This window comes from Streptomyces sp. CB01249, from assembly GCF_001905735.1.
GTDB lineage: Bacteria > Actinomycetota > Actinomycetes > Streptomycetales > Streptomycetaceae > Streptomyces.
On the sequence record NZ_LISW01000004.1, the window covers coordinates 547,024 to 565,420 of the forward strand.

General features: G+C 71.5%; 18 protein-coding genes. 10 read left to right on the forward strand and 8 right to left on the reverse strand.

The genetic code is table 11. The features are described 5' to 3' along the window. Positions 1-8: 8 nt before the first annotated feature. A complete protein-coding gene (locus AMK18_RS22075) occupies positions 9-728 on the forward strand; it encodes an endonuclease/exonuclease/phosphatase family protein (RefSeq protein WP_073864097.1) in 720 nt (239 codons plus the stop codon). On the opposite strand, the gene AMK18_RS22080 is transcribed toward AMK18_RS22075, so the two are convergent. The 8 genes from AMK18_RS22080 to AMK18_RS22115 form a co-directional block, all read right to left on the reverse strand. After that, positions 729-1,382, reverse strand: a complete 654-nt coding sequence (locus AMK18_RS22080; RefSeq protein ID WP_073864099.1) for a hypothetical protein — start codon at positions 1,380-1,382, stop codon at positions 729-731. It lies immediately after the preceding gene. After that, complete coding sequence (locus tag AMK18_RS22085) at positions 1,379-2,563, reverse strand: C40 family peptidase (RefSeq protein WP_241836619.1); 1,185 nt, start codon at positions 2,561-2,563, stop codon at positions 1,379-1,381. The genes AMK18_RS22080 and AMK18_RS22085 overlap by 4 nt, the downstream gene beginning before the upstream one ends. Beyond that, positions 2,560-4,926, reverse strand: a complete 2,367-nt coding sequence (locus AMK18_RS22090) for a hypothetical protein (protein WP_073864101.1) — start codon at positions 4,924-4,926, stop codon at positions 2,560-2,562. Before AMK18_RS22090 ends, AMK18_RS22085 begins: the two co-directional genes overlap by 4 nt. Continuing rightward, positions 4,923-7,553, reverse strand: a complete 2,631-nt coding sequence (locus AMK18_RS22095; protein ID WP_018102180.1) for an ATP-binding protein — start codon at positions 7,551-7,553, stop codon at positions 4,923-4,925. Before AMK18_RS22095 ends, AMK18_RS22090 begins: the two co-directional genes overlap by 4 nt. A gap of 22 nt (positions 7,554-7,575) precedes the next feature. After that, on the reverse strand, positions 7,576-8,163 hold the full coding sequence (locus tag AMK18_RS22100) for a TcpE family conjugal transfer membrane protein (RefSeq protein WP_018102181.1): 588 nt from the start codon (positions 8,161-8,163) through the stop codon (positions 7,576-7,578). After that, on the reverse strand, positions 8,160-8,501 hold the full coding sequence (locus AMK18_RS22105) for a hypothetical protein (RefSeq protein WP_241836620.1): 342 nt from the start codon (positions 8,499-8,501) through the stop codon (positions 8,160-8,162). Before AMK18_RS22105 ends, AMK18_RS22100 begins: the two co-directional genes overlap by 4 nt. Positions 8,502-8,582: 81 nt before the next feature. Beyond that, positions 8,583-9,854, reverse strand: a complete 1,272-nt coding sequence (locus AMK18_RS22110) for a conjugal transfer protein (RefSeq protein WP_073864103.1) — start codon at positions 9,852-9,854, stop codon at positions 8,583-8,585. A 114-nt stretch (positions 9,855-9,968) separates the two neighbouring features. Continuing rightward, a complete protein-coding gene (locus AMK18_RS22115) occupies positions 9,969-10,835 on the reverse strand; it encodes a hypothetical protein (protein WP_073864105.1) in 867 nt (288 codons plus the stop codon). A 363-nt stretch (positions 10,836-11,198) separates the two neighbouring features. Here AMK18_RS22115 and AMK18_RS22120 point away from each other — a divergent pair, with 363 nt between their 5' ends. The 9 genes from AMK18_RS22120 to AMK18_RS22160 all read left to right on the forward strand — a co-directional run bounded on the left by AMK18_RS22120 (position 11,199) and on the right by AMK18_RS22160 (position 18,397). Continuing rightward, a complete protein-coding gene (locus tag AMK18_RS22120; protein ID WP_018102185.1) occupies positions 11,199-11,771 on the forward strand; it encodes a hypothetical protein in 573 nt (190 codons plus the stop codon). Then, entirely contained in the window at positions 11,765-12,706 is a 942-nt protein-coding gene (locus AMK18_RS22125; protein ID WP_073864107.1) for a hypothetical protein, read from the forward strand. Before AMK18_RS22120 ends, AMK18_RS22125 begins: the two co-directional genes overlap by 7 nt. Before the next feature lie 64 nt (positions 12,707-12,770). Beyond that, positions 12,771-13,457 (forward strand): SAF domain-containing protein, encoded by a 687-nt coding sequence (locus AMK18_RS22130; protein WP_018102187.1) that lies wholly within the window; start codon positions 12,771-12,773, stop codon positions 13,455-13,457. Further along, the gene (locus AMK18_RS22135; protein WP_073864109.1) at positions 13,457-14,326 is read left to right on the forward strand and encodes a hypothetical protein; all 870 of its coding nucleotides are present in this window, start codon (positions 13,457-13,459) and stop codon (positions 14,324-14,326) included. Before AMK18_RS22130 ends, AMK18_RS22135 begins: the two co-directional genes overlap by 1 nt. Then, a complete protein-coding gene (locus AMK18_RS22140; RefSeq protein WP_073864110.1) occupies positions 14,316-15,863 on the forward strand; it encodes a CpaF family protein in 1,548 nt (515 codons plus the stop codon). The genes AMK18_RS22135 and AMK18_RS22140 overlap by 11 nt, the downstream gene beginning before the upstream one ends. After that, complete coding sequence (locus tag AMK18_RS22145; RefSeq protein WP_018102190.1) at positions 15,860-16,774, forward strand: type II secretion system F family protein; 915 nt, start codon at positions 15,860-15,862, stop codon at positions 16,772-16,774. Before AMK18_RS22140 ends, AMK18_RS22145 begins: the two co-directional genes overlap by 4 nt. Next, the gene (locus AMK18_RS22150) at positions 16,771-17,661 is read left to right on the forward strand and encodes a hypothetical protein (RefSeq protein ID WP_073864112.1); all 891 of its coding nucleotides are present in this window, start codon (positions 16,771-16,773) and stop codon (positions 17,659-17,661) included. The genes AMK18_RS22145 and AMK18_RS22150 overlap by 4 nt, the downstream gene beginning before the upstream one ends. Before the next feature lie 104 nt (positions 17,662-17,765). Beyond that, positions 17,766-17,990 (forward strand): hypothetical protein, encoded by a 225-nt coding sequence (locus AMK18_RS22155; RefSeq protein WP_073864114.1) that lies wholly within the window; start codon positions 17,766-17,768, stop codon positions 17,988-17,990. Beyond that, positions 17,990-18,397: a TadE family protein gene (locus tag AMK18_RS22160; protein WP_018102193.1), complete on the forward strand. Its 408-nt coding sequence runs from the start codon at positions 17,990-17,992 to the stop codon at positions 18,395-18,397. Before AMK18_RS22155 ends, AMK18_RS22160 begins: the two co-directional genes overlap by 1 nt.

Below are 18,397 nucleotides of genomic sequence, written 5' to 3' on the forward strand. Positions count from 1 at the left end.
AATATGAGTTGACGGGCTTCGACCGGATTGAGGTCGCCGGCTTCAACCTTCACTGGGGGTGTGGCGGCGACGGGGTTCCCTTCGACGTGACGGCCGCGTGCGCGGCTCTCGGCGCGGATGTGATCGCCCTCCAGGAGGTGTGGACGCCCAACGGCCGGCCGAGCATCGCAGCGCGGGCCGCCGAGGAGCTGGGTTACGGGATCAGGGAGCTGCCCCTGACCCGCCTGGCGGACATCGACGGGTTCCGGGTCGTGGAGCGCGAGCAGGAGGCCACCGGGTCGTGGGGCCTCGCCCTCCTGACCCGCTTCCCGGTCACCGGCCACCGCGTCCTGGACCTCGGCCGCGCGGCGGGTGACACGGTGCGCCGGGCGGCGCAGTCCGCCATGCTGGAGCTCCCCTCGGGGGGCACGCTGCACGTGGTGAACACCCACCTGACGCACCGGCTGCACGCGGGCCCCCGGCAGTTGAGGCGGCTCGTCCGCGGGCTCGGGCCGCTCAGCGGGGCCGTGGTGATGGGCGACCTGAACATGACCGGCCCGGTTGCCGCCGCCCTGGCCCGTCGGCGGCGCGCGGTAACAGGGCGGACCTGGCCGGCCGGGCGACCGGTCGCCCAGCTCGACCACATCCTCGTACCCCGCGGATACGAGATCGCCCGGGGAGAGGTGCTTCCCGGTCTCGGCTCCGACCACCGGCCCGTCCGGGCGGCGCTGCTGCCACGCGCACAGTGATCACTCGTCCTCCGCGGGAAGCGGCTGCGGTGCCCAGGTGCCGCCCGCGTCCCGCACCAGGAGGACCGTCGCCGGGCGGCGGTCGTCACGTTCGCCCAGCGGGCTCGTACCGGCCCACACCAGGTGGATGAGCGCCGCGTCCGAGCGGTTGTCGTAGCGTTCCCCGACGCCCGCGCGGATGCGGCAGTCCCGCCAGCGGTCCGTGGCCGACGCGCCCTTGAAGTAGTCCGGGAAGGCCTTGCGGCCCGTGCCGGTGACGTCGGCGAGCAGGACCTTCCCGCCGAGGTCCACGAGGCGCTCCTCCAGCGTGGGCGGGATGTTCGCCTGGCGGGTCAGCCGCAACGAGTGCAGCAGGGCCGCGTCGCTGACCGACCCCGCCAGGTCGTCGCCGTCCCGGGGCGCGGAGGCGGACGGGGACGGCGACGGCGATCCTGCGGTGCGGGACAGGCTGGGCGTCGGCTTCGGCCCCACCGTGGGCGTGGCCTCGGGCGAGGGGGCGGCCGTCGTGGGCGACGGGGCCGGTGAGCTGACCGGGGGCCGGGCCACCGGGGCCCGGCCGCCGCTCATGTCGGGCCAGAGCAGCGCGACGCCGACCACGGACAGCACCGCCGCCATGGCGAGCATCACGAGGCCGGAGCGCTCCGCGCCGGTCACTTCAGGTGTCCGATGCTGTCGAGCGAACCCATCCGGACGTCGGACTCCTTGACGAAGTCGTTCGGTTTCGGCGCCTCGATCTGTCTGTTGCCGCCCAGATAGATGGACACGTGGAAGATCCCCTTCCCGCTCCCCGGGTTGTCCGAGAAGAACAGGAGATCGCCCGGCTGCGCGTCCTTCAGGTTCCGCTGGTGGGTGACCCGCACCTTCCCGCTGTCGTGCTGCGCCTGCGCGGTGCTTCCGATCATGATGCCCACCCTCCCGTAGGCGTACTCGGTCAGACCCGAGCAGTCGAAGCCCTTGATGCCCCGGCCGGAGTGGCCGCCCGGGGAGCAGCAGATGCCGTACGAGGGGCCCAGGGTGTCCCCGCCGCCCCAGGAATAGGGCTGGCCCGTCTGCGACTTGGCGGCCTGGATGATCTGCTTGGCCTTTCCGGAGGCGTTGACGGGACCGGAGATGTCGCCCAGGGCGTCGTACTCCGCCTTGGCGTTCAGGACGTCCTTGACGTACTGCTCCGAGTGGTTGTAGCGGAAGATCGCGTCGTGCTCGGTCTTCGCGTCGGACATGTCGACCTCGCCCTTGCCGCACAGGAGCGCGGCCGTGCTCAGCGCGGAGTCGAAGACGTTCTGCGGGTCGGTGTCGCCGTCGTCGTCACCGTCCTGGGCGACGCTCTCCCAGGTCTGCGGGATGAACTGGGTGGGGCCGACGGCCCGGTCGTACGTGGTGTCGCCGTCGTACTTGCCGTTGTCGGTGTCGTAGATCCGCTGGGTGTTGTGGGTGCCGTCCAGGACCGGGCCGATGACCGGCGGTTCCACGTTGCCGTACTTGTCGCCGTACTTGTCGATGACCTTGCGGCCCATGAACGTGCCGTGGTGGGACTCGATCTTGCCGATCCCGGCCAGCAGGGTCCAACTGAGGTTCTTGCACTTGGGGCGGACTTCCTTGATCTTCTCCTCCGCCGACAGATACGCCTCGCAGGTCGGCTTGGGGATGCCGGACACCTTCACGCAGCTGACCGCGACGGGGACCTTCTCCTCGCTCGACGCGCCGCCGGGCAGCATGCTCGCCGCGATGAAGGTGGCGATGATGAAGAAGATCCACGGGGCGAAGGCGGTGATGGCCAAGCCGATGGCCCACTTCTTGCCACTGCTCATCGGCTCGGCCTTGGCGGCTGCGCTCACCTGCCGTTACCTCCGCCGCCTCCTCCGCGTGGCGTGCGGCGGCCGTTCCGGCCGGAGGAGCGCCGGGCGTTGCGCTGCTGGTTGCGGCGGCTGTTGACCGTACCGTTCACCTGCTGGCTGCCGCTGCGCTGCCGGCTCCTGGTCTGGCGCATCCGCCGGGCGGCGTCCCGCTGCGAGTCGCGGGCGCGCTCGCCGTCGGTCGGCGGGACGCTGTCCGCGAGGTTGCGCCGCTCGGCTGCCGCCGCGTTCCGGAACCTGCTCCGGGTGATGGGGGCGTCGTTCTTCAGGTACCGGCCGGTGCGGGCGGCCGTGAGGGTGGCCCGGCCGACGCGGTTCTTCTGGAGCCGGTTCGTCGCAGCCTTCTTGAGGCGGGCCTTGAGGGCGGCCTTCGCCGTGGCCTGGACCGCGGCGCTGGTGCCGCCGGAGCCGACGGCCGCCGCGACGGTGGTGCCCAGCTTGACGGCGCCCTGGACCCGGTCCTTGAGGCTCTTCTTCGTCTTGCCGGAGCCGGCACCGCCGCCTCCGCCGCCTCCGCCGCCCGATCCGCCCCCGCCGCCCGGTGCCTTGCCCTTCCAGAGGTCGCGGGCGCGGCCGCCGACCTTGCTGAGGGTGGCCCCGTCGTCCTTGAGCTGTTCCAGCCCGGACTTGCCGTTCTCGGTGGCGCTCTGGAAGGCATTGGGGGGTGCGTCGTCGGGATCGACACCGTTGCCGGTCTTGGAGGCCATCCGCTGGCCGAAGTTGGAGGAGATGTTCTTGGCCGCCGCGGTGATCTTCTTCCGGAAGATCAGGAAGGCCACGGCCAGGAAGTCGATGGTCAGGAACTTGACCGTCATGACCTCGCCGGTGTCGGCGTTCAGCAGGGCGATGACCATGACGAGGAAGAACGCCAGGAACATCACCGACAGGAAGATGGCCAGGATGACGCGTACGACCCCCGACACCCAGTTCCACATGGCGGTCCGGCCGCCACCGGGCAGGATGCCGGCCACCAGCGCCGGCTGGGCGCGGATGACTTCGATCGCCATCCACACCTGGGAGATCAGGAAGGTGCAGGAGACCGCGACCACCAGCACCACGACGATGATCGCGGCGAGGGCGATGAACCAGACGCTGAGCAGGTTGTCGAGCGAGGCGGAGATCTGCTGGTCGTCCATGGGGACGTCGCCGCCGCACGCCTTCTGGACCTTCGGGTCGGCCGCCTGGTCGGAGCCGTTCTTGCCGCTGATGTAGGTCTTCCAGGCTTCGGTGCCCTCCGCCTTCTTCTTGAACTCCTCTACGGCTTCCTTCTGTTCACCCTTCACCACGGTGTAGATGGCCCAGGGGTTGCCGGTGGCGATCAGCAGGCTGTCCTTGAGCCCGTCGAGGGAGAACACGTCGCTGAACGCGTCACCGAGCTTCTCCATCCAGCCCTTGTTGTTCTCCTCCTCGATGAGCCGGGGCAGGACGAGCCGGTTGAAGTTGTAGCGGGCGAGCGTCGCCTTGCCGTACGCGGCGCTGCACGCGCCGTCGATCGGCTTCTTGGTGTAGAGCACCCACACCGGGCGCTGGATGAAGGCGTCGACCAGCCCGTCGGTGATGGGCCGGGCGACCGAATCGCTCTTGGACTTGCCCTTGCCCTGGCCGTCGCAGGTGGTGGCCTGGCCGTCCTTCTCGGCCGGGGTCACCCCGTCCGCCGCGCACCGGTCCTCCAGGATCACGTCGGCGATGTCCAGGGAGAACTGCTTGGTCTTGCCCAGCACGCCGGTGTCGTCGGCGTTGCCGATGAGGAAGGTGCCCGGACTGGCCAGCGTGACCGTGGCGATGGAGGCGATCACGAGGGAGGTGCAGATCTCGATCCAGCCCTTGGACCGCTGCTTGAACAGGATGAGGTAGCCGGCGTACACGGCGACGAGCGTCAGGAAGAGGATCTTCAGGCCGAGGCTGTCGATCACCTGGGCCTTGATCGTCGCGGCGACGTCGGACACCGGGTTGAGCAGCTGCTTCGCCAGACCGAAGTCCAGGGCCCAGTCCACCAGCCAGCACGCGAAGCCGATGACGGTCCGCAGGACGCTGAAGCCGACGCCGATCAGGAACGCGATGATCTTGCTGATGACGTCGAGCATGCCGCCCTGGTCGACGTTGAGACCGTAGGCGCTGATCGGGACGCCGTTCTTGTCCACCACATCGAAGATGCCGAGGACCTTGCCGTTGTCCTTCGGCTTCGGCGGCTCGCAGAAGAGGTTGGGAACCTCGTCCTTCGGGCTGCAGTTGTCCGCCCAGGCGTGGTGCGAGAACAGCAGCGTGAGCAGGATCGGCACGCCGACCAGCACCAGCAGCCGCAGCCAGGTGCGGCGCTGCTGGATCACCCCCGTGAGTGCGGTCATATGCGCTGCGCCTCCACCGCTTCCATGGCGTCGGCCGCCTCGATGGCCTCGGCGGGCTCGTCGAGCGTGGCGCGGCCCGGGGTCGTGTGGATGGCCTCGGCCGCGTGCTCGTCCGCCGGGATCAGGACCTTCATGCCGCCGATCCGCTTCTTCAGGTCGTAGTAGAGGCACTCGCCGGAACGCAGCAGCCGCTCGTCGTCGGAGACGTTGATCGGCGACAGGTTCTCGGTGACCAGCTTCAGCAGCTCCGGATCGGTGCCGTCCAGGCCCAGGAACTCCAGGCCGCGCGCCGCCAGTTGGCGGTTGCGGTGGCGGAAGAGGAAGCGGTGCGAGACCAGGCCCCGGATCTTCTCGCCGTACTCGGAGTTGGCCGGGCCGACGTCGTACGGGTCGTGGGAGCCGGCGAAGGCGCCGCAGCCGTGCTTACGGCCGTCGTTGATGATCTCCAGGAGCAGTTCCGTACCCTCGGCGGACGAGGTCAGCCACCAGCACTCGTCCAGGAAGACGCCGACGAACTCCTCCGGGTCGGCGAAGGCGATCTCGCGGCAGAGCGCGGCCACCAGGTACATCAGGCGCCAGCCGAACTTCTTCTCGACCTCCAGGCTGGACAGCCGGTGGCCCTCCAGCTCGGTCTTCTTGGGCAGACCGATGTTGGCGGCGGAGAAGATGATCGTGTCGGCGTCGGTGATCTCCACGATCGGCAGGCTCGGGTCGAAGATCACCCGGCCCAGGTCCTTCTTGGCCAGCGACCGCAGCTTCCGGGCCAGTTCGCTCGCCGCCGCCCGGACGTTGTGGTCGTCCGGGTCCAGCGGATCGGGCGTCTGCGCGCGCTCCGTCAGGGTCTCCAGGAGCAGCCGCATGCTGGGCTCGGGCGCCTTGTGCGTGGCGTCGATGGCGTCCGCGAGCGTCACGCCCTCGGTGGACATCGAGGCGATGTCCAGCAGCGGGGTCAGGAAGGACTCGGTGTAACGGGCGGCCCGCGGGCCCTTGAAGACGCGCAGCGGGTCCAGCGACACCGAGGCGTCCTCGTCGACGGTGATCACCTGGGTCTCGCCGGGGCAGGCGCGCGCGAACCGGGCCCATTCCTGCTGGGGCGTACGGTCGATGGCCAGCGCCCGGCCGCGGCTGCGGGAGCGCCCGACGCGCCGGCCGGTCGTCAGGATCGAGTACATCGCGGTCTTCATGGCGACCGACTTGCCGGAGCCCAGCTCGCCGATGAACACGGCGGACGCCGAGGCGTTCATGCGCGGGCCCAGACTGAAGTCGACCAGGACCGGGCGGGCGCCGCCGCCGTTGAGCTGGAGGCCGAAGAGCGAGCCGCCGTCGTCGCCGAGCGCCTGTCCGCAGAACGGCAGGGACATCGCGAAGTCCCGGGCCAGCAGGAACTGGGCGTAGTCGTTCATCACCCGGGGCGTGGGCGTGCCCGGGAGCATGCTGTGGAAGAGGGACGTCTGCTCACCGATCGGGCGGACGAGCGTGTAGTCGTTGCCGCCGAAGTGGTTGATCAGCGCGGCGGCCTTCTCCTCGGTCTCCTCGGGTGTCCCGCCCCATACGCAGGTGACCACGCTCGCCCTGATCTCGACCTCCGTCGAGGACGAGGTGAGCCGGGAGCGGTACTCGTTGAGCGCGCTGCTCGCCTTGTCCAGGCTGGCCGGGACGCCCGCCGTCTCGCCGTCGTACTCGCCGCGCTGGTGGGCGAGTTCGCGGGCCTGGCGGCGCGACTTGGGCTCGGCCTTGGAGCCCTGCTCGATGTGCAGCCGGACCGCCCAGTCCACCGGGAACCCGAAGTCGTCCAGGGCGGCCAGGTATTCGCTGCCGGGGAAGGCGAAGGAGTCCGGCATCTCGGCCAGGATCGAGAACGACTGGTAGCTGTCACCGAATTCGGTACTGGACTTCACATAGCGGTGCCGGAACGGGTTGAGCGGGACGCCGCGCCGCTCCTGGATGCCGTCGCCACGCCCGCCCTCGTCCAGGATGACCTCGCTGTACGCGGCCACGGGGCGCCCGCGCCCCACCACCGAGCGCGGTTCGTCGTGCTCCGGGAGCAGCGGCTCGGCCAGGCCGCGGCGCGCGCAGTGGCCGTAGATCCACAGGATCTCGCCCTCGGTGGCGGGCCGGAGCCGGATGGCGCTCGGCCAGGTCGCGGCGAGGTGCCGGGCCTGCTCGATCCGGCGCTCCTCCTCGGCCCTGCCGACCGGGGTGGTCGGAAGCCCGAGGGTGTTCATGACCTCGTAGTGGGCGGAGGACAGGACCGCGAACGCGCCCTGCTTGAAGTCGGTGTGCTTCATCGGGACGGCCAGGAAGTCGACCCGTCCCGAGAGCTCCATCTCCTCCAGCTCGTCCAGGACCCGCAGGGACAGGTCCACGTACTCCGGGGACGCGTCCAGGTCGATCCCCGCCGTCATGCGGGTGACCACACTGGCCGCGTCCACCTGCGGGCAGAGGCTGAGCAGCAGGGCCTCGCCCTTGATCGCCTTGAACAGGGACTCCAGGGCGTTGAGCCGTTCGTGCTTGGCCGCCTTGGAGGCGTGGCTGTAGTTGTCGGAATCGACCCGCCACACGGCCCACACCGTCGCGTTGGTGGTCCAGATCAGATGGCCGCTGATGTGGCGCACGGGAAGACGCATGGCAGTTCATCCATCCTTCGGTTCAGTGCTGCCGCTCTGCTTCGTCGAGCAGTTCCTGGAGGCGGGTACGGGGCCGGGCCGGCGCGGAGCCGGCTGCGGGCGGTGCCGCCTCGGCAGGGGGCCCACCGGTACGGCCCGTCGTGGTGACGAGCCGTACCGGGCGGGCCTCGGGGGCGGGGGACGGTGCGGGCTCCGCGGGGAGCCGCACGTTGACGGTCACCCGTCCCGTCACCAGCTTGGTCTTGAAGGTCCGTTGCGGGCGGCCGGCCAGCCGGCCCCCCGGCGGCGAGGTGCCGTAGGTCAGCAGTCCGAGCAGGGCCCGCGCGGGGTCACGGCCGTCCATCCGGGCGTACCGCATCAGCCACGCGAGTCCCCACGGGACGACGACCAGGACCAGGGCGTTCCCGAGTCCGAAGAACGCCCACAGATCCCGGAGGCCCAGCAGGAGTACGAAGACCCCCACCATGGTCACGATCTGGGTGATCGTGTACGGGCCGCCGGGAATCCGTCCGCCGCCGGGGAGCTTGCCGATGACGAGAGGGTGCTTCCGTGCCCGGGTGTACGAACGCCCGATCAGCGGCTTCCCGTCGGACGGCTGCCCGCCGCTCACAGCAGGTCGGCCTGGCCCACCGCGGTGGCCGGCGGCTCATAGGGCTGGACCACGGAGATCGCGTCCTTCGTCGGGGCGTCGGGCACCTCGCTGTCGACCATGTTGCTGAGCGCGTCCATGTTGCCGACGGCGAAGACCACGACGGCGCCCAGGATGGCGGCGGTCAGAGTGCCCGCCCAGGACTTCGTCTTCACGTACGCCATGACCGTGCCGACGATCGCCATGGCCAGGGCCGCGGAGACGGCGAGAGTCTGGACGTTGTCGATCGTGTCCGAGACCCAGTCGAAGATCTTGCCGTCGGCCGCAAGTTGCACCATATCGGTGTTCGCGTAACTCACTTGTGCTTCCCCTCGTGTGATCAGCTGGGTGGTGTGTCGCTCCCCGGCGTTGTCCGCCGAGGCGTCTGAGGACTCGTCCGACTAGGCGTCCGGCGTGGCCCCGGAGTCGTCGGCGACCGGTCCGGTCTGGTCCGGGGACAGCGCCGGGGCGGTGTCGAACGACGCCACCTCCCAGCGCCCGTCCCGGGTGGTCAGGGTGAGTGCGTAGCTGAGCAGGTAGTCCTGGCCGCCGGTCGTCGCGCTCACGGAGACCAGTACGTGCCGCTGCGTGCCGTCCTCGGGGACCGCGTCCGCGTCGTCGCTGTCGGCCGGCTGGTCGTCCCGGACGCCGGTGAGCAGCGTGGACTCGTACGGGGCGGGCGTGATCGCCGCGACCTGGAGGCCGGGGGACACGTAGCGGTTGAGCTCGCCCTGACCGGTCAGGTAGGCCGCGAGGAAGCGGCTCACGGTGTCGGTCACGGGGTTGTCCGCGCTGACGCCCCGGTCCGATCCGTAGGCCAGGTCGCCGTGCTCGGCGGAGGCCGGGGCGTTGACCTCGGCCGGGAGGGAGGTCGCCGCGTAGAGCGCCGCCGGGCCCCGGGGTGCGGGGGCCGGGGCGGAACCGCTCGGCTCCGGCGACGCCTGGGCGGCGGGCGAGGACTGCGCGGGGGACGGGGCCGGGCCCGAGGCGGCCGGGGACGCAGGCCCCTCGGCGGTCTTCGACGGGTCGATCGTGCCGCCCGCCTCCGGTGTGCCCGAGACCTGGACGCCGACCCGGTAGTAGTGCATGCCCCGGTCCTTCATCTTCCCGGCCTTGTCCTTCGCCGCGATGCGGGCCGCGACCGTCACCGACCAGTAGCCCTTCTCCGCCTGCTGGGCCGCCACGGTGACGACGTTCGACGCGGAGCGCGAGCCCGGTTCGTTCGCGAGGGTCACCGGCTCGGAGTAGTACGGGAGCAGGTCCTCCTCCGTGCCCTCGCCCGCCGCCAGATACGCCGCCACGTACAGCTCGGCGAACCCCGACGGCCCGGTGGCGGACGGGGCGGAACCGGTCCCGCCCTGCTTGCCGGTGGTCGTCGGTGCCTGCGAGGAACTGGCCACCGCGACCGCGAAGAACCCCAGCAGCGGTCCGGCGACGACCATGATCCAGACGACGACGGTGACCAGCTTGGTGAGGCCCGCCATCTTGACGGTGGTCTGCTGCCAGCCGGTGGCCGCCTCGTCCAGCTCGTCGGTCTCCTCCTCGGCGACTGCCTCGGCGGGCACCGCCCGGGGAGCCGTGGCGTAGCGCGAGGTGCGCGTGGCCTTCGGCTTCGGCGGTGCCTGTTCGGTGGTCTTCTGCTTCTTGTTCGCCAGCCTGAGGCCGCGCTTCATCGCATGTCTCCCTGAGCGGTCCGCAGCATCGGGTGTGCACGGGGCAGGTGGATCCGGCCGTACGGGTGTGACGTCAACAGGCCACCATCCTGGGTGACTTGTGTCACTGGATCGTCACTTCGCTGTCGCGAACCTGTCAGGGGTCGCGAACCTCCCGGAGGCGGCTGCCGTGAGCCGCCGGACGGCCCTGCTCCGCCGCTGCCGCTGCCGGGCGCCGTCCCGCGCGGAGGGGCGCGGGGTGACCGGATGACCGGCCGGCCGGTCCCGGTAGTAGCCGGTGATGAGGCGCGCGTCCTCCACGTCCAGCGCGCCCGACTCCAGGGCCCAGACGAGGAGTTCGACCAGCTCCGCCCGGGCGTCCCAGCCCGCCGCGCGCCCCGGTTCGTCCTCGGCGAGCAGCCGGTAGTCGGCGGCCCTCGCGAGGAGCAGGGTCAGTTCGGCCTGGGAGGCGGGCGAGGGGTCGGCGGTGGAGATCCCGGCCGCGCTGTCGGGGTCCAGGGGCACGGCGGACGTGTCGTGCCCGATCAGACGGCGCGTCAGGCGCAGGGTCTCCAGCGAGAGGTTGGCCGCGATGCGCCGGGGTCGGCGGTGGACGGGATAGGTCCGGACGACCTCGTAGAGGGCGCCGACCGTGAGGGAGACCGTCTCCTCCCAGTCGTACTGCGGGCGCAGCTGGCTGCGGGCGATGCGGATCGCCTTCGGGAGCATCGTCTGCACCACGGTGCGCGCGGCGAGCGGGCCGCCGGGGCCGCCCGTGACGGCCGCCCTGAGCAGCGGGAGCAGGATGCGGTCCTGGGCGCCGGAGGTCCGGCAGGCGCGCAGGGTGTCGAGCAGGGACTGCGGGCCGGTGGGTGCCGGGTCGCCGTACCAGTGGCGCAGGTGCAGCCGGAACGTCTCGTCCTGGCTCAGGTCCGCCCACTCGGTGTTGAGGCGGCCTATGAGCCCTTCGCTTCTGGTGGGTGGTGGTGCGTGGGTGCGCATTGGATCGTCTCCCCCTGGACGCGCTGTGGAACACGGCTGATGGTGCGCCTCACCCCTTGACCGCCCCCTTGACCGCGCGACGGACCCTTCTGGACAAGGGTGGTTGGCGGTGCGGGCAAGGTCTTGACCGGCCAACTCGAAGCCGCCTCCGGATCGTTGGCAGGGATGTGATCGGTGTGGCGGGTGAGGTGATCAGATTCTGCTCATACGCAGGTCATCAACCGGCCCTTCTGTCACCGCAGTCGGACATAGTTGTGACAGAACGGCGCCCGTTCGGCCCGGGGCCGTGATGCAGAATGACGGCACATCACTTTCCGGACGCAGACGACGATGCGCACCACGGCGCATGACCAGGGGGGTCCGATGGCACGCGGGAAGAAGGCCGGCCTGATGGCCTGTTCGGGGATGGCGGTCTGCCTCCTCGTACTGGCCACGGGCTGTGGTGCGAAGGACGAGAAGAAGCCCGCCGAGCCCACGGCGAGCGCCACCAAGGACGACGGCGCGACGAAGAAGCGCGCGGCCGCCGAGCGGGACGCGCTGGCCGCGTACCGCGGGATGTGGGAGGCGCAGACCAAGGCGTACTCCACGGGCAGCATGAAGGACGTGAAGCTCAGCGAGTACACGACCGGCAACGCCGCGGCGAACATCATCGAAGGGTTCACGTACTACCAGAAGACGGGCATCGCCTTCACGGGCCCGCCGGTCATCTCGCCGAAGGTCACGGCCGTCGATGTGGACTCCTCGGTGCACACCGCCACGATCACCGACTGCGTCGACGTGACGGGGATCGTGGTGCGCCGGGCGACGGGCAAACCGATTGCAGGTGTGAAGGAGGACGACCGTCGCCCCTGGACCGCGAAGGCCACCACGGCCAAGGACGGCAAGGGCGGCTGGCGGATTGTCGACTACACGATCGACAAGGACCGGACATGCTGACCCCGGGGCGATACGCGCGCGGCGTGCTCGTCGCGCTGGCCGCCGGGGCCCTGGCGCTGGCCGGCACGCAGGCCGCCGTGGCCGACGGCGACGTGAAGTGCCCGCCCGGAACGCAGGTCTGCGACATCACCGCCGAGGACCCGGGCGAGCCCGGCGACGGCGGCTCCGGCGGGGGCACGGGCGGGGGTTCCGGGGGCGGCCGGAAGTGCCACCGGGAGAACGGCCAGGAGATCCCCTGCTACGTGCCGGGGCTCGGCTTCTGGAACGAGTCCTGCTACTGGACCCTGCTCGACCCGCAGCCCCCGGCCGACGACTACATCATCTGGGGCAACCACAAGCCCGACGAGGGCGACATCTACCACCCCACGAACTGCCCCGACTTCCCGTACAAGGGCGCCGGGACCTTCGTACCCCGTGACACGTTCTTCCCCAACGGCACGATCGGCAAGGACGCCGGGCCCACCCCGGCCGAGCTGGCCGAGCGCGCCGTCGCCCAGATGACCCTCAAGGGCGCCGACATCGGCATCGCGCCGGAGCCGGGCCGCACGGGTCTGGTCGGGCTGCCGGTCTGGATGTGGAACAAGCAGCACCCCAACACCACCGGACCGCAGGCCAGGACCGTCACCGCCGGGGCCGTCTCGGTCACGGCCACCGCCAAGGTGTCGAAGGTCGTGTGGAACATGGGCGACGGCTCGTCCGTCACCTGCACCGAGCCCGGCGAGCCCTACCGGGCGTCGTACGGGAAGCGGGAGTCGCCCGACTGCGGGCACGTCTACCGCCACACCTCGCGCGGCGAGGCCGGAAACAAGTTCAAGGTCACCGCCACGTCCACGTGGACCATCCACTGGGAGGGCGGCGGTGAGAGCGGCGACCTGACCGAGACCCGGGAGTCCGCCACCACCGTGGCCATCGGCGAGCTCCAGGTCGTCGGCTGACGACCGGGAAGCACCACCGCCCGATGACGAGCGCGCGCAGCGAAAGCACTGCTGGAGGCACCCATTGAGCAGGACCAAGACCGCCGCCCCGCCCTACCAGGGCGGCGCGCCGGGCACCCCCACCCCCGTGGCGCCCCCGCGGGCACTGAAGCAGCGACGGCGCCGCCCGGCCCTCATCGCCCTGTCCCTCGCCCTGACCGCGGTCGGCGGGCTCTCCGGCGCCCTGCTGTTCACGGCGACCGGCGAGCGCACCGACGTGCTCGCCGTCACCCACGCGGTGGCCGCCGGCGAGGTCATCGAGGACGGCGACCTCACCGAGGTCTCCATATCCCTGGACCCGGCCCTCAAGCCCGTCAAGGCGGCGGACCGGGGCGGCGTCGTCGGCAAGCGGGCGGCGGTCTCGCTCACCCCGGGCGCCCTGCTCGCCCGCGACCAGTACACCTCCACCAGCCTCCTCAAACAGGGCGACACCCTCGTCGGCGTCGCCACCAAGCCCTCCCAGCGGCCCACCTCCGGGCTGTTCCCGGGGCGCAAGGTCCTCATCGTCAGCACCCCGGGCGAGAACGACGAGACGTCCGACGCCCCGCCGCAGACCATCGCGGCCACCGTCGTCGCGGTCGGCGACCCCGCCGACGCCACCGGGGTCGCCACCATCGACGTGGCCGTCCCGGCGACCGACGGACCGGCCCTCGCGGCGCGGGCCGCCACCGGCCGGGTGGCGATCGTCGTGAAGAGCGGGAGCGGTTCCTGATGTCCGTGATCGCGCTGGCCGGCGGGACCGGGGCGCCGGGGGTGACCAGCTCGGCGCTCGCCCTGCTGCTCGCCTGGCCCCTGGGCCCCGGGCGCCGGCTGATCCTCGCCGAGTGCGACCCCGACGGCGGGGCCGTCCTCGCGGGCGCCCTCCAGGGCCGCATGGACGCCCGCTACGGGCTGCGCAACCTCGCCGTGGCCCAGCGGAAGGACGAACTGGTCGAGGCGTTCTGGCGGCAGCTGGTCGACATCTCCGAGGACAACAGCAGCAGCCGGCTCCTGCTGCCCGGGATCACCGACCCCGCGCAGGCGGCCGGGCTCGACCCCGCCTGGGGCAGCCTCGCCGAACTGTTCGCCCGGATCGAGGACCACCAGCACGACGTCCTGGTCGACCTCGGCCGGCGCGGCGCGTTCGGAGCCTCGGCGGTGCTCGCCAGGCGGGCGGACGTCGTCGTGATGGTCGTCCGCAACACCCTGCGCGGGGTCCAGAGCGCCCAGGTCCGCGTCGAGGCGCTGCGCAAGTCGCTGGCCGGGCCCGGCGGTACGGGCGCCGACGCGCTCGCCGTCCTGCTGGTCGAGGGCGGGCCCTACACGTCCGGCGAGGTCGAGAAGGCGCTCGGGGTGCCGGTGCTCGCCAGGATGCCCTGGCGGCCCAAGCAGGCCGAGGTGCTGTCCGACGGGGTGGACGGCGGCAGCCGCTTCGACCGCTCCGACCTGATGCGCGCCGCCCGGGCGGCCACCGGTCCGCTGCGCGAGCGGGTCGCCCTGCGCCGCGACCGCCTCGCACCCCGCGCCCCGGGCCCGTACCACCAGGGCGCCTACCAGCAGCAAGGACCGTACGGGGAAGGGGAGAAGGCCGATGCGCGCTAACCCGCTCCACCCCGACCCGGTGATGCACCCCAACCCGGCGGCCGAGCACACCGTCGCTTTCAAGCGCGGCGAGTTCGGCCCGCCCGTCCCGCCCCGGACCGACCCGCGCACCGCGCAGCGGCCCACCGCCGGGGTCTCCTCGATTCGGGCGATCGGCGAGACGCACCTCCCACAGGCCACCGTGGACCACCGGGTCGCCGGCGAGATCAAGAAGCGGGTCGCGGACCGGCTCGCCCAGGAGATCAAGGCGTCGGCCCGGATGAGCCCGGAGTCCCAGGCCCAGCGCGGCCGCGCCCTGATCAACGAGGCCGTCGCCGTCTGGTCCGACGCCATCGCCGTCGAACGCGGGGCGAGCACCACCCAGGCCGAGGACGCGGCCCTGGCCTCCGCCGTCTACGACATGCTCTTCCGGGCCGGACGCCTCCAGCCCTATCTGGACGACGAGCGCGTCGAGAACATCCTCATCAACGGCTACGACGAGGTGTGGCTCGACTACGGGGACAGCGGGCGGGTCCGGGTCGCGCCCGTCGCCGACTCCGACGAGGAGCTCCAGGAGATGCTCCGGGACCTGGCGCGCCGCACCGGGCAGAGCGAGCGGACCCTGTCCACCGCCGACCCGTTCCTCGCGCTGCGCCTCGCCGACGGCTCCCGGCTCCAGGCCGTCACCGGGGTCACCCCGAAGACCTTCGTCACCATCCGCAGGCACCGCGTCAAGGACGTCGACCTCGACGGGATGATCCAACTCGGCGCCATCGACGAGACGTTGGCCGCCTTCCTGGCCGCCGCCGTGCGCGCCGAGAAGAACATCATGATCACGGGGGAGCAGGCGGTCGGGAAGACCTCGCTGCTGCGCGCCCTGCTCAAGGAGATCGACCCGGACGAGCGCTTCGCCACCATCGAGACCGAGTTCGAACTCTTCGCGCACACCAACGGCTTTCACCGCCAGGTCGTGCCGATGGAGTCCCGCGAGTCCAACGGCGAACGCGGCGCCGACGGCCGGGGCGCGGGCGAGATCACCCTGCTCGACCTCATCCACCGCGCGCTGCGCATGTCGCTGTCCCGGGTCGTCGTCGGCGAGGTCCGCGGCCAGGAGATCGTCGCCATGATGCAGGCGATGACCAACGGCAAGGGCGGCAACCTCTGCACGATCCACGCCCGCCGCCCCGAGATCGTCTTCGACCGCATCGCGGAGCTCTACCTGCTGGCCCAGGACAACATGACCGAGCAACTGGCCTACCGCCAGGCCGCCAACGGGCTCGACTTCATCGTGTTCGTCTCGATGCGCGACGAGACCCGCATCGAGGGAAAGCGCCACCGGTTCGTCTCGCACGTCCTGGAGGTCACCGGCATGGGCGAGAACGGCCGCCCCGCCACCAACCGGATCTTCGCGCCCCGCCCCGGCGAGCCGCGGGCCGTCCCGCACATGCACCCCTCCTGCCTGGAGGACCTGGTCCGGGTCGGCTTCCCCGTCCACCTGCTGGACCATCCGCACGGCTCCTGGCAGCGCCCGCTGGATCTCCAGGTGATGGCCGGATGAATCTCATGCTGATGTGGGTGCTCGCCGGACTCGCCGTCGCCGGCGGCCTGGTGGGCCTGGTCGCGGGCCTGGTCGGCACGACGGCCCCGCGCCCGGTCCGCCGCTCGCGCAAGGGCCTCGGCGGCAGCGTGGCGCACGACGCGGCCATGCGCCGCCGGACCCGCTGGGCGGCGGGCGGCGTCCTCGCCCTGGCCGTCTGGGTGATCACCGGCGTCTTCACCGGCGGGCTGCTCGTCGGCGCCGCCGTCGTCGGGGTGCCCTGGCTGCTCTCGCCCACGAAGAACGCGACCGTGCGCATCGACAAGCTGGAGGCGCTCGGCGAGTGGACCCAGCGCCTGTCCGACGTGCTGCGCCTCGGCATGGGCCTGGAACAGGCGATGATCGCCAGCCGCCGCGGCGCGCCCGCCGACCTGGAGCACGAGATCGCCGACCTGGCCGACCGCCTCCAGGTCGGCTGGCGCCCCGCCGACGCGCTGGAGTCGTTCGCCGACGCCCTGGACGACGTCACCGCCGACAAGGTGCTCGCCGCGCTGATGCTCTGTGCCTCGGACCGGGGTCCCGGCCTCGCGCAGGCGCTGGAGGACCTGTCCGAAGCGGTACGCGAAGAGGTCGGCAAGCGCCGCCAGATCGAGGCCGACCGGGCCAAGCCGCGCACCACCGTGCGGTGGATGACCATCATCACGCTCTGCGTGGTCGGGGCCGGTTTCCTCGTCCCCAGCTACACCGCGCCCTACGGCACGCTCCTCGGACAGCTCGTCCTGGCCCTGCTGACGGCGGCCTTCGCCGGGGTGCTGATCTGGATGCGCTCGCTGGCCGACCACCGCCCGGTGGCCCGGTTCCTGATCGCCGATCCGCGCAGCCGGGTCAAGCTGCCGGAACCGCCCGAACCGCTCCAGGAGGCCCAGTCGTGATACCCCCGGCCGCGATCTTCGCGGGCCTCGCCGTGGGCGGCGGCCTCGCCCTGCTCATACGGGAACTGGTCGGCCCGCAACCCGACCTGGCGGCCAGCCTGCGCCGCCTGAACGCCACCGCGCCGGAGCCGGACCAGGAGACGGGCCCGGTCAGCCGGGACGACGAGTGGGGCGCCTGGCTGCTCGAACACCTCCAGGGGCTGCCCGGGGTCACCATCCCGCGCAAGGACCTGGCGCTGGTCGGCCAGACCCCCGAGCGGTTCCTGCTGCTCAAGGCGGCGCTGGCGGGCGGCGGACTGCTGATCCCACCGTTCGTCGTGGGCGCCTGGACGCTGATGGGGCTCGGCGTGCCGTTCTACCTGCCCGTCGCGGTGGGTCTGGTGCTGGGCGTGCTGCTCTGGTTCATCCCCGACCTGTCCGTACGGGACCAGGCGGCGCGGGCGCGCGAGGAGTTCTCGCACGCGATCGCCGCCTACCTGGACCTCGTCGCGCTCAAGCGGGCCGCCGACTCCGGGCCGACCGAGGCCCTGGAACGGGCCGCCGCCGTCGGCCGGGGCTGGGCCTTCACCCGGCTCCAGGAGGCGATGATGCGGGCCCGTGTGGACAAGGTCCCGCCGTGGGAGGCGCTGGTCCAGCTGACCCAGGAGCTGGACCTGCCGGTCCTGGAGGACGTCGCCGAGATCATGCGGATGTCGGCGCACGACGGCGCGGCCGTCTACACGACGCTGCGGGCCCGGTCCAAGTCCCTGCGGACCGAACTGCTCGCCAAACAGGCCGCCGAGGCCAACGAGAACAGCGAGAAGATGACCGCCCCCGGCGCGCTCCTCGCCGTGCTCGTGATGCTGATGGTCGCCTTCCCCGCGGTGATCAACATCATGGCCACGTAACAGCGGTAACAACCGGCTACGCGCCGAACCGGCGTGACGGCCAACGGCGTCTCCTCACAAGGGAGTCGACGCTTACGAAGAGAAGGAACGAGGAGGCTCGCAGCATGAACGCGATCAACAAGCTCACGAACCGGGCCGCTGTATCCCTGACCCTGGTCCTGGCGGTGCTGGCCGACCGCGTCGAGCAGGGCGCCAAGGACCCGGACCGCGGTGACGTCTCCATCACCACGGTGATCATCTGGGTCGCCGCCGTGACGGGCGCCCTGCTCATCGCGGGAACCATCGCGACGGTCATCGCCCGGTACAACGGCAAGCTGGCGGGCATCTGATGAAGCCCGCGGTCGTCGCGCGTCGCCCGCTGGACGACCGCGGCGACACCTCGGTCCAGATGGCGATCGTCTTCCCGTTCATCATCCTGCTGACGATCGCCGTGGTGCAGGTGTCGCTCTGGTACTACGCGCGCAACGTGGCCCTGACCGCCGCGCGCGAGGGCGTCGCGGCCGCCCGGGTCTACGAGTCGGGCCCGGGTGCCGGGGCGGAGCGCGCGCAGGCGGTGCTCGGCCGGATCGCGGGCAACACACTGCTCGGCCCGTCCGTCTCCACGGGCGGCAGCACGGCGGAGCGCATCCGCGTCCAGGTCACCGGACGCGCCCCTTCGCTGCTGCCCGGGGTGCCGGGGCTGACGATCACTCAGAGCGCGTCCGGGCCCGTGGAGCGCTGGACCACCGGGGGATGA

Bases quoted from the DNA above. Each gene is read 5' to 3' on its own strand.
- AMK18_RS22090 (WP_073864101.1), bottom strand. From the start codon at position 4,926: ATGACCGCACTCACGGGGGTGATCCAGCAGCGCCGCACCTGGCTGCGG.
- AMK18_RS22095 (WP_018102180.1), bottom strand. From the start codon at position 7,553: ATGCGTCTTCCCGTGCGCCACATCAGCGGCCATCTGATCTGGACCACC.
- AMK18_RS22110 (WP_073864103.1), bottom strand. From the start codon at position 9,854: ATGAAGCGCGGCCTCAGGCTGGCGAACAAGAAGCAGAAGACCACCGAA.
- AMK18_RS22115 (WP_073864105.1), bottom strand. From the start codon at position 10,835: ATGCGCACCCACGCACCACCACCCACCAGAAGCGAAGGGCTCATAGGC.
- AMK18_RS22120 (WP_018102185.1), top strand. From the start codon at position 11,199: ATGGCACGCGGGAAGAAGGCCGGCCTGATGGCCTGTTCGGGGATGGCG.
- AMK18_RS22125 (WP_073864107.1), top strand. From the start codon at position 11,765: ATGCTGACCCCGGGGCGATACGCGCGCGGCGTGCTCGTCGCGCTGGCC.
- AMK18_RS22135 (WP_073864109.1), top strand. From the start codon at position 13,457: ATGTCCGTGATCGCGCTGGCCGGCGGGACCGGGGCGCCGGGGGTGACC.
- AMK18_RS22140 (WP_073864110.1), top strand. From the start codon at position 14,316: ATGCGCGCTAACCCGCTCCACCCCGACCCGGTGATGCACCCCAACCCG.
- AMK18_RS22145 (WP_018102190.1), top strand. From the start codon at position 15,860: ATGAATCTCATGCTGATGTGGGTGCTCGCCGGACTCGCCGTCGCCGGC.
- AMK18_RS22155 (WP_073864114.1), top strand. From the start codon at position 17,766: ATGAACGCGATCAACAAGCTCACGAACCGGGCCGCTGTATCCCTGACC.
- AMK18_RS22160 (WP_018102193.1), top strand. From the start codon at position 17,990: ATGAAGCCCGCGGTCGTCGCGCGTCGCCCGCTGGACGACCGCGGCGAC.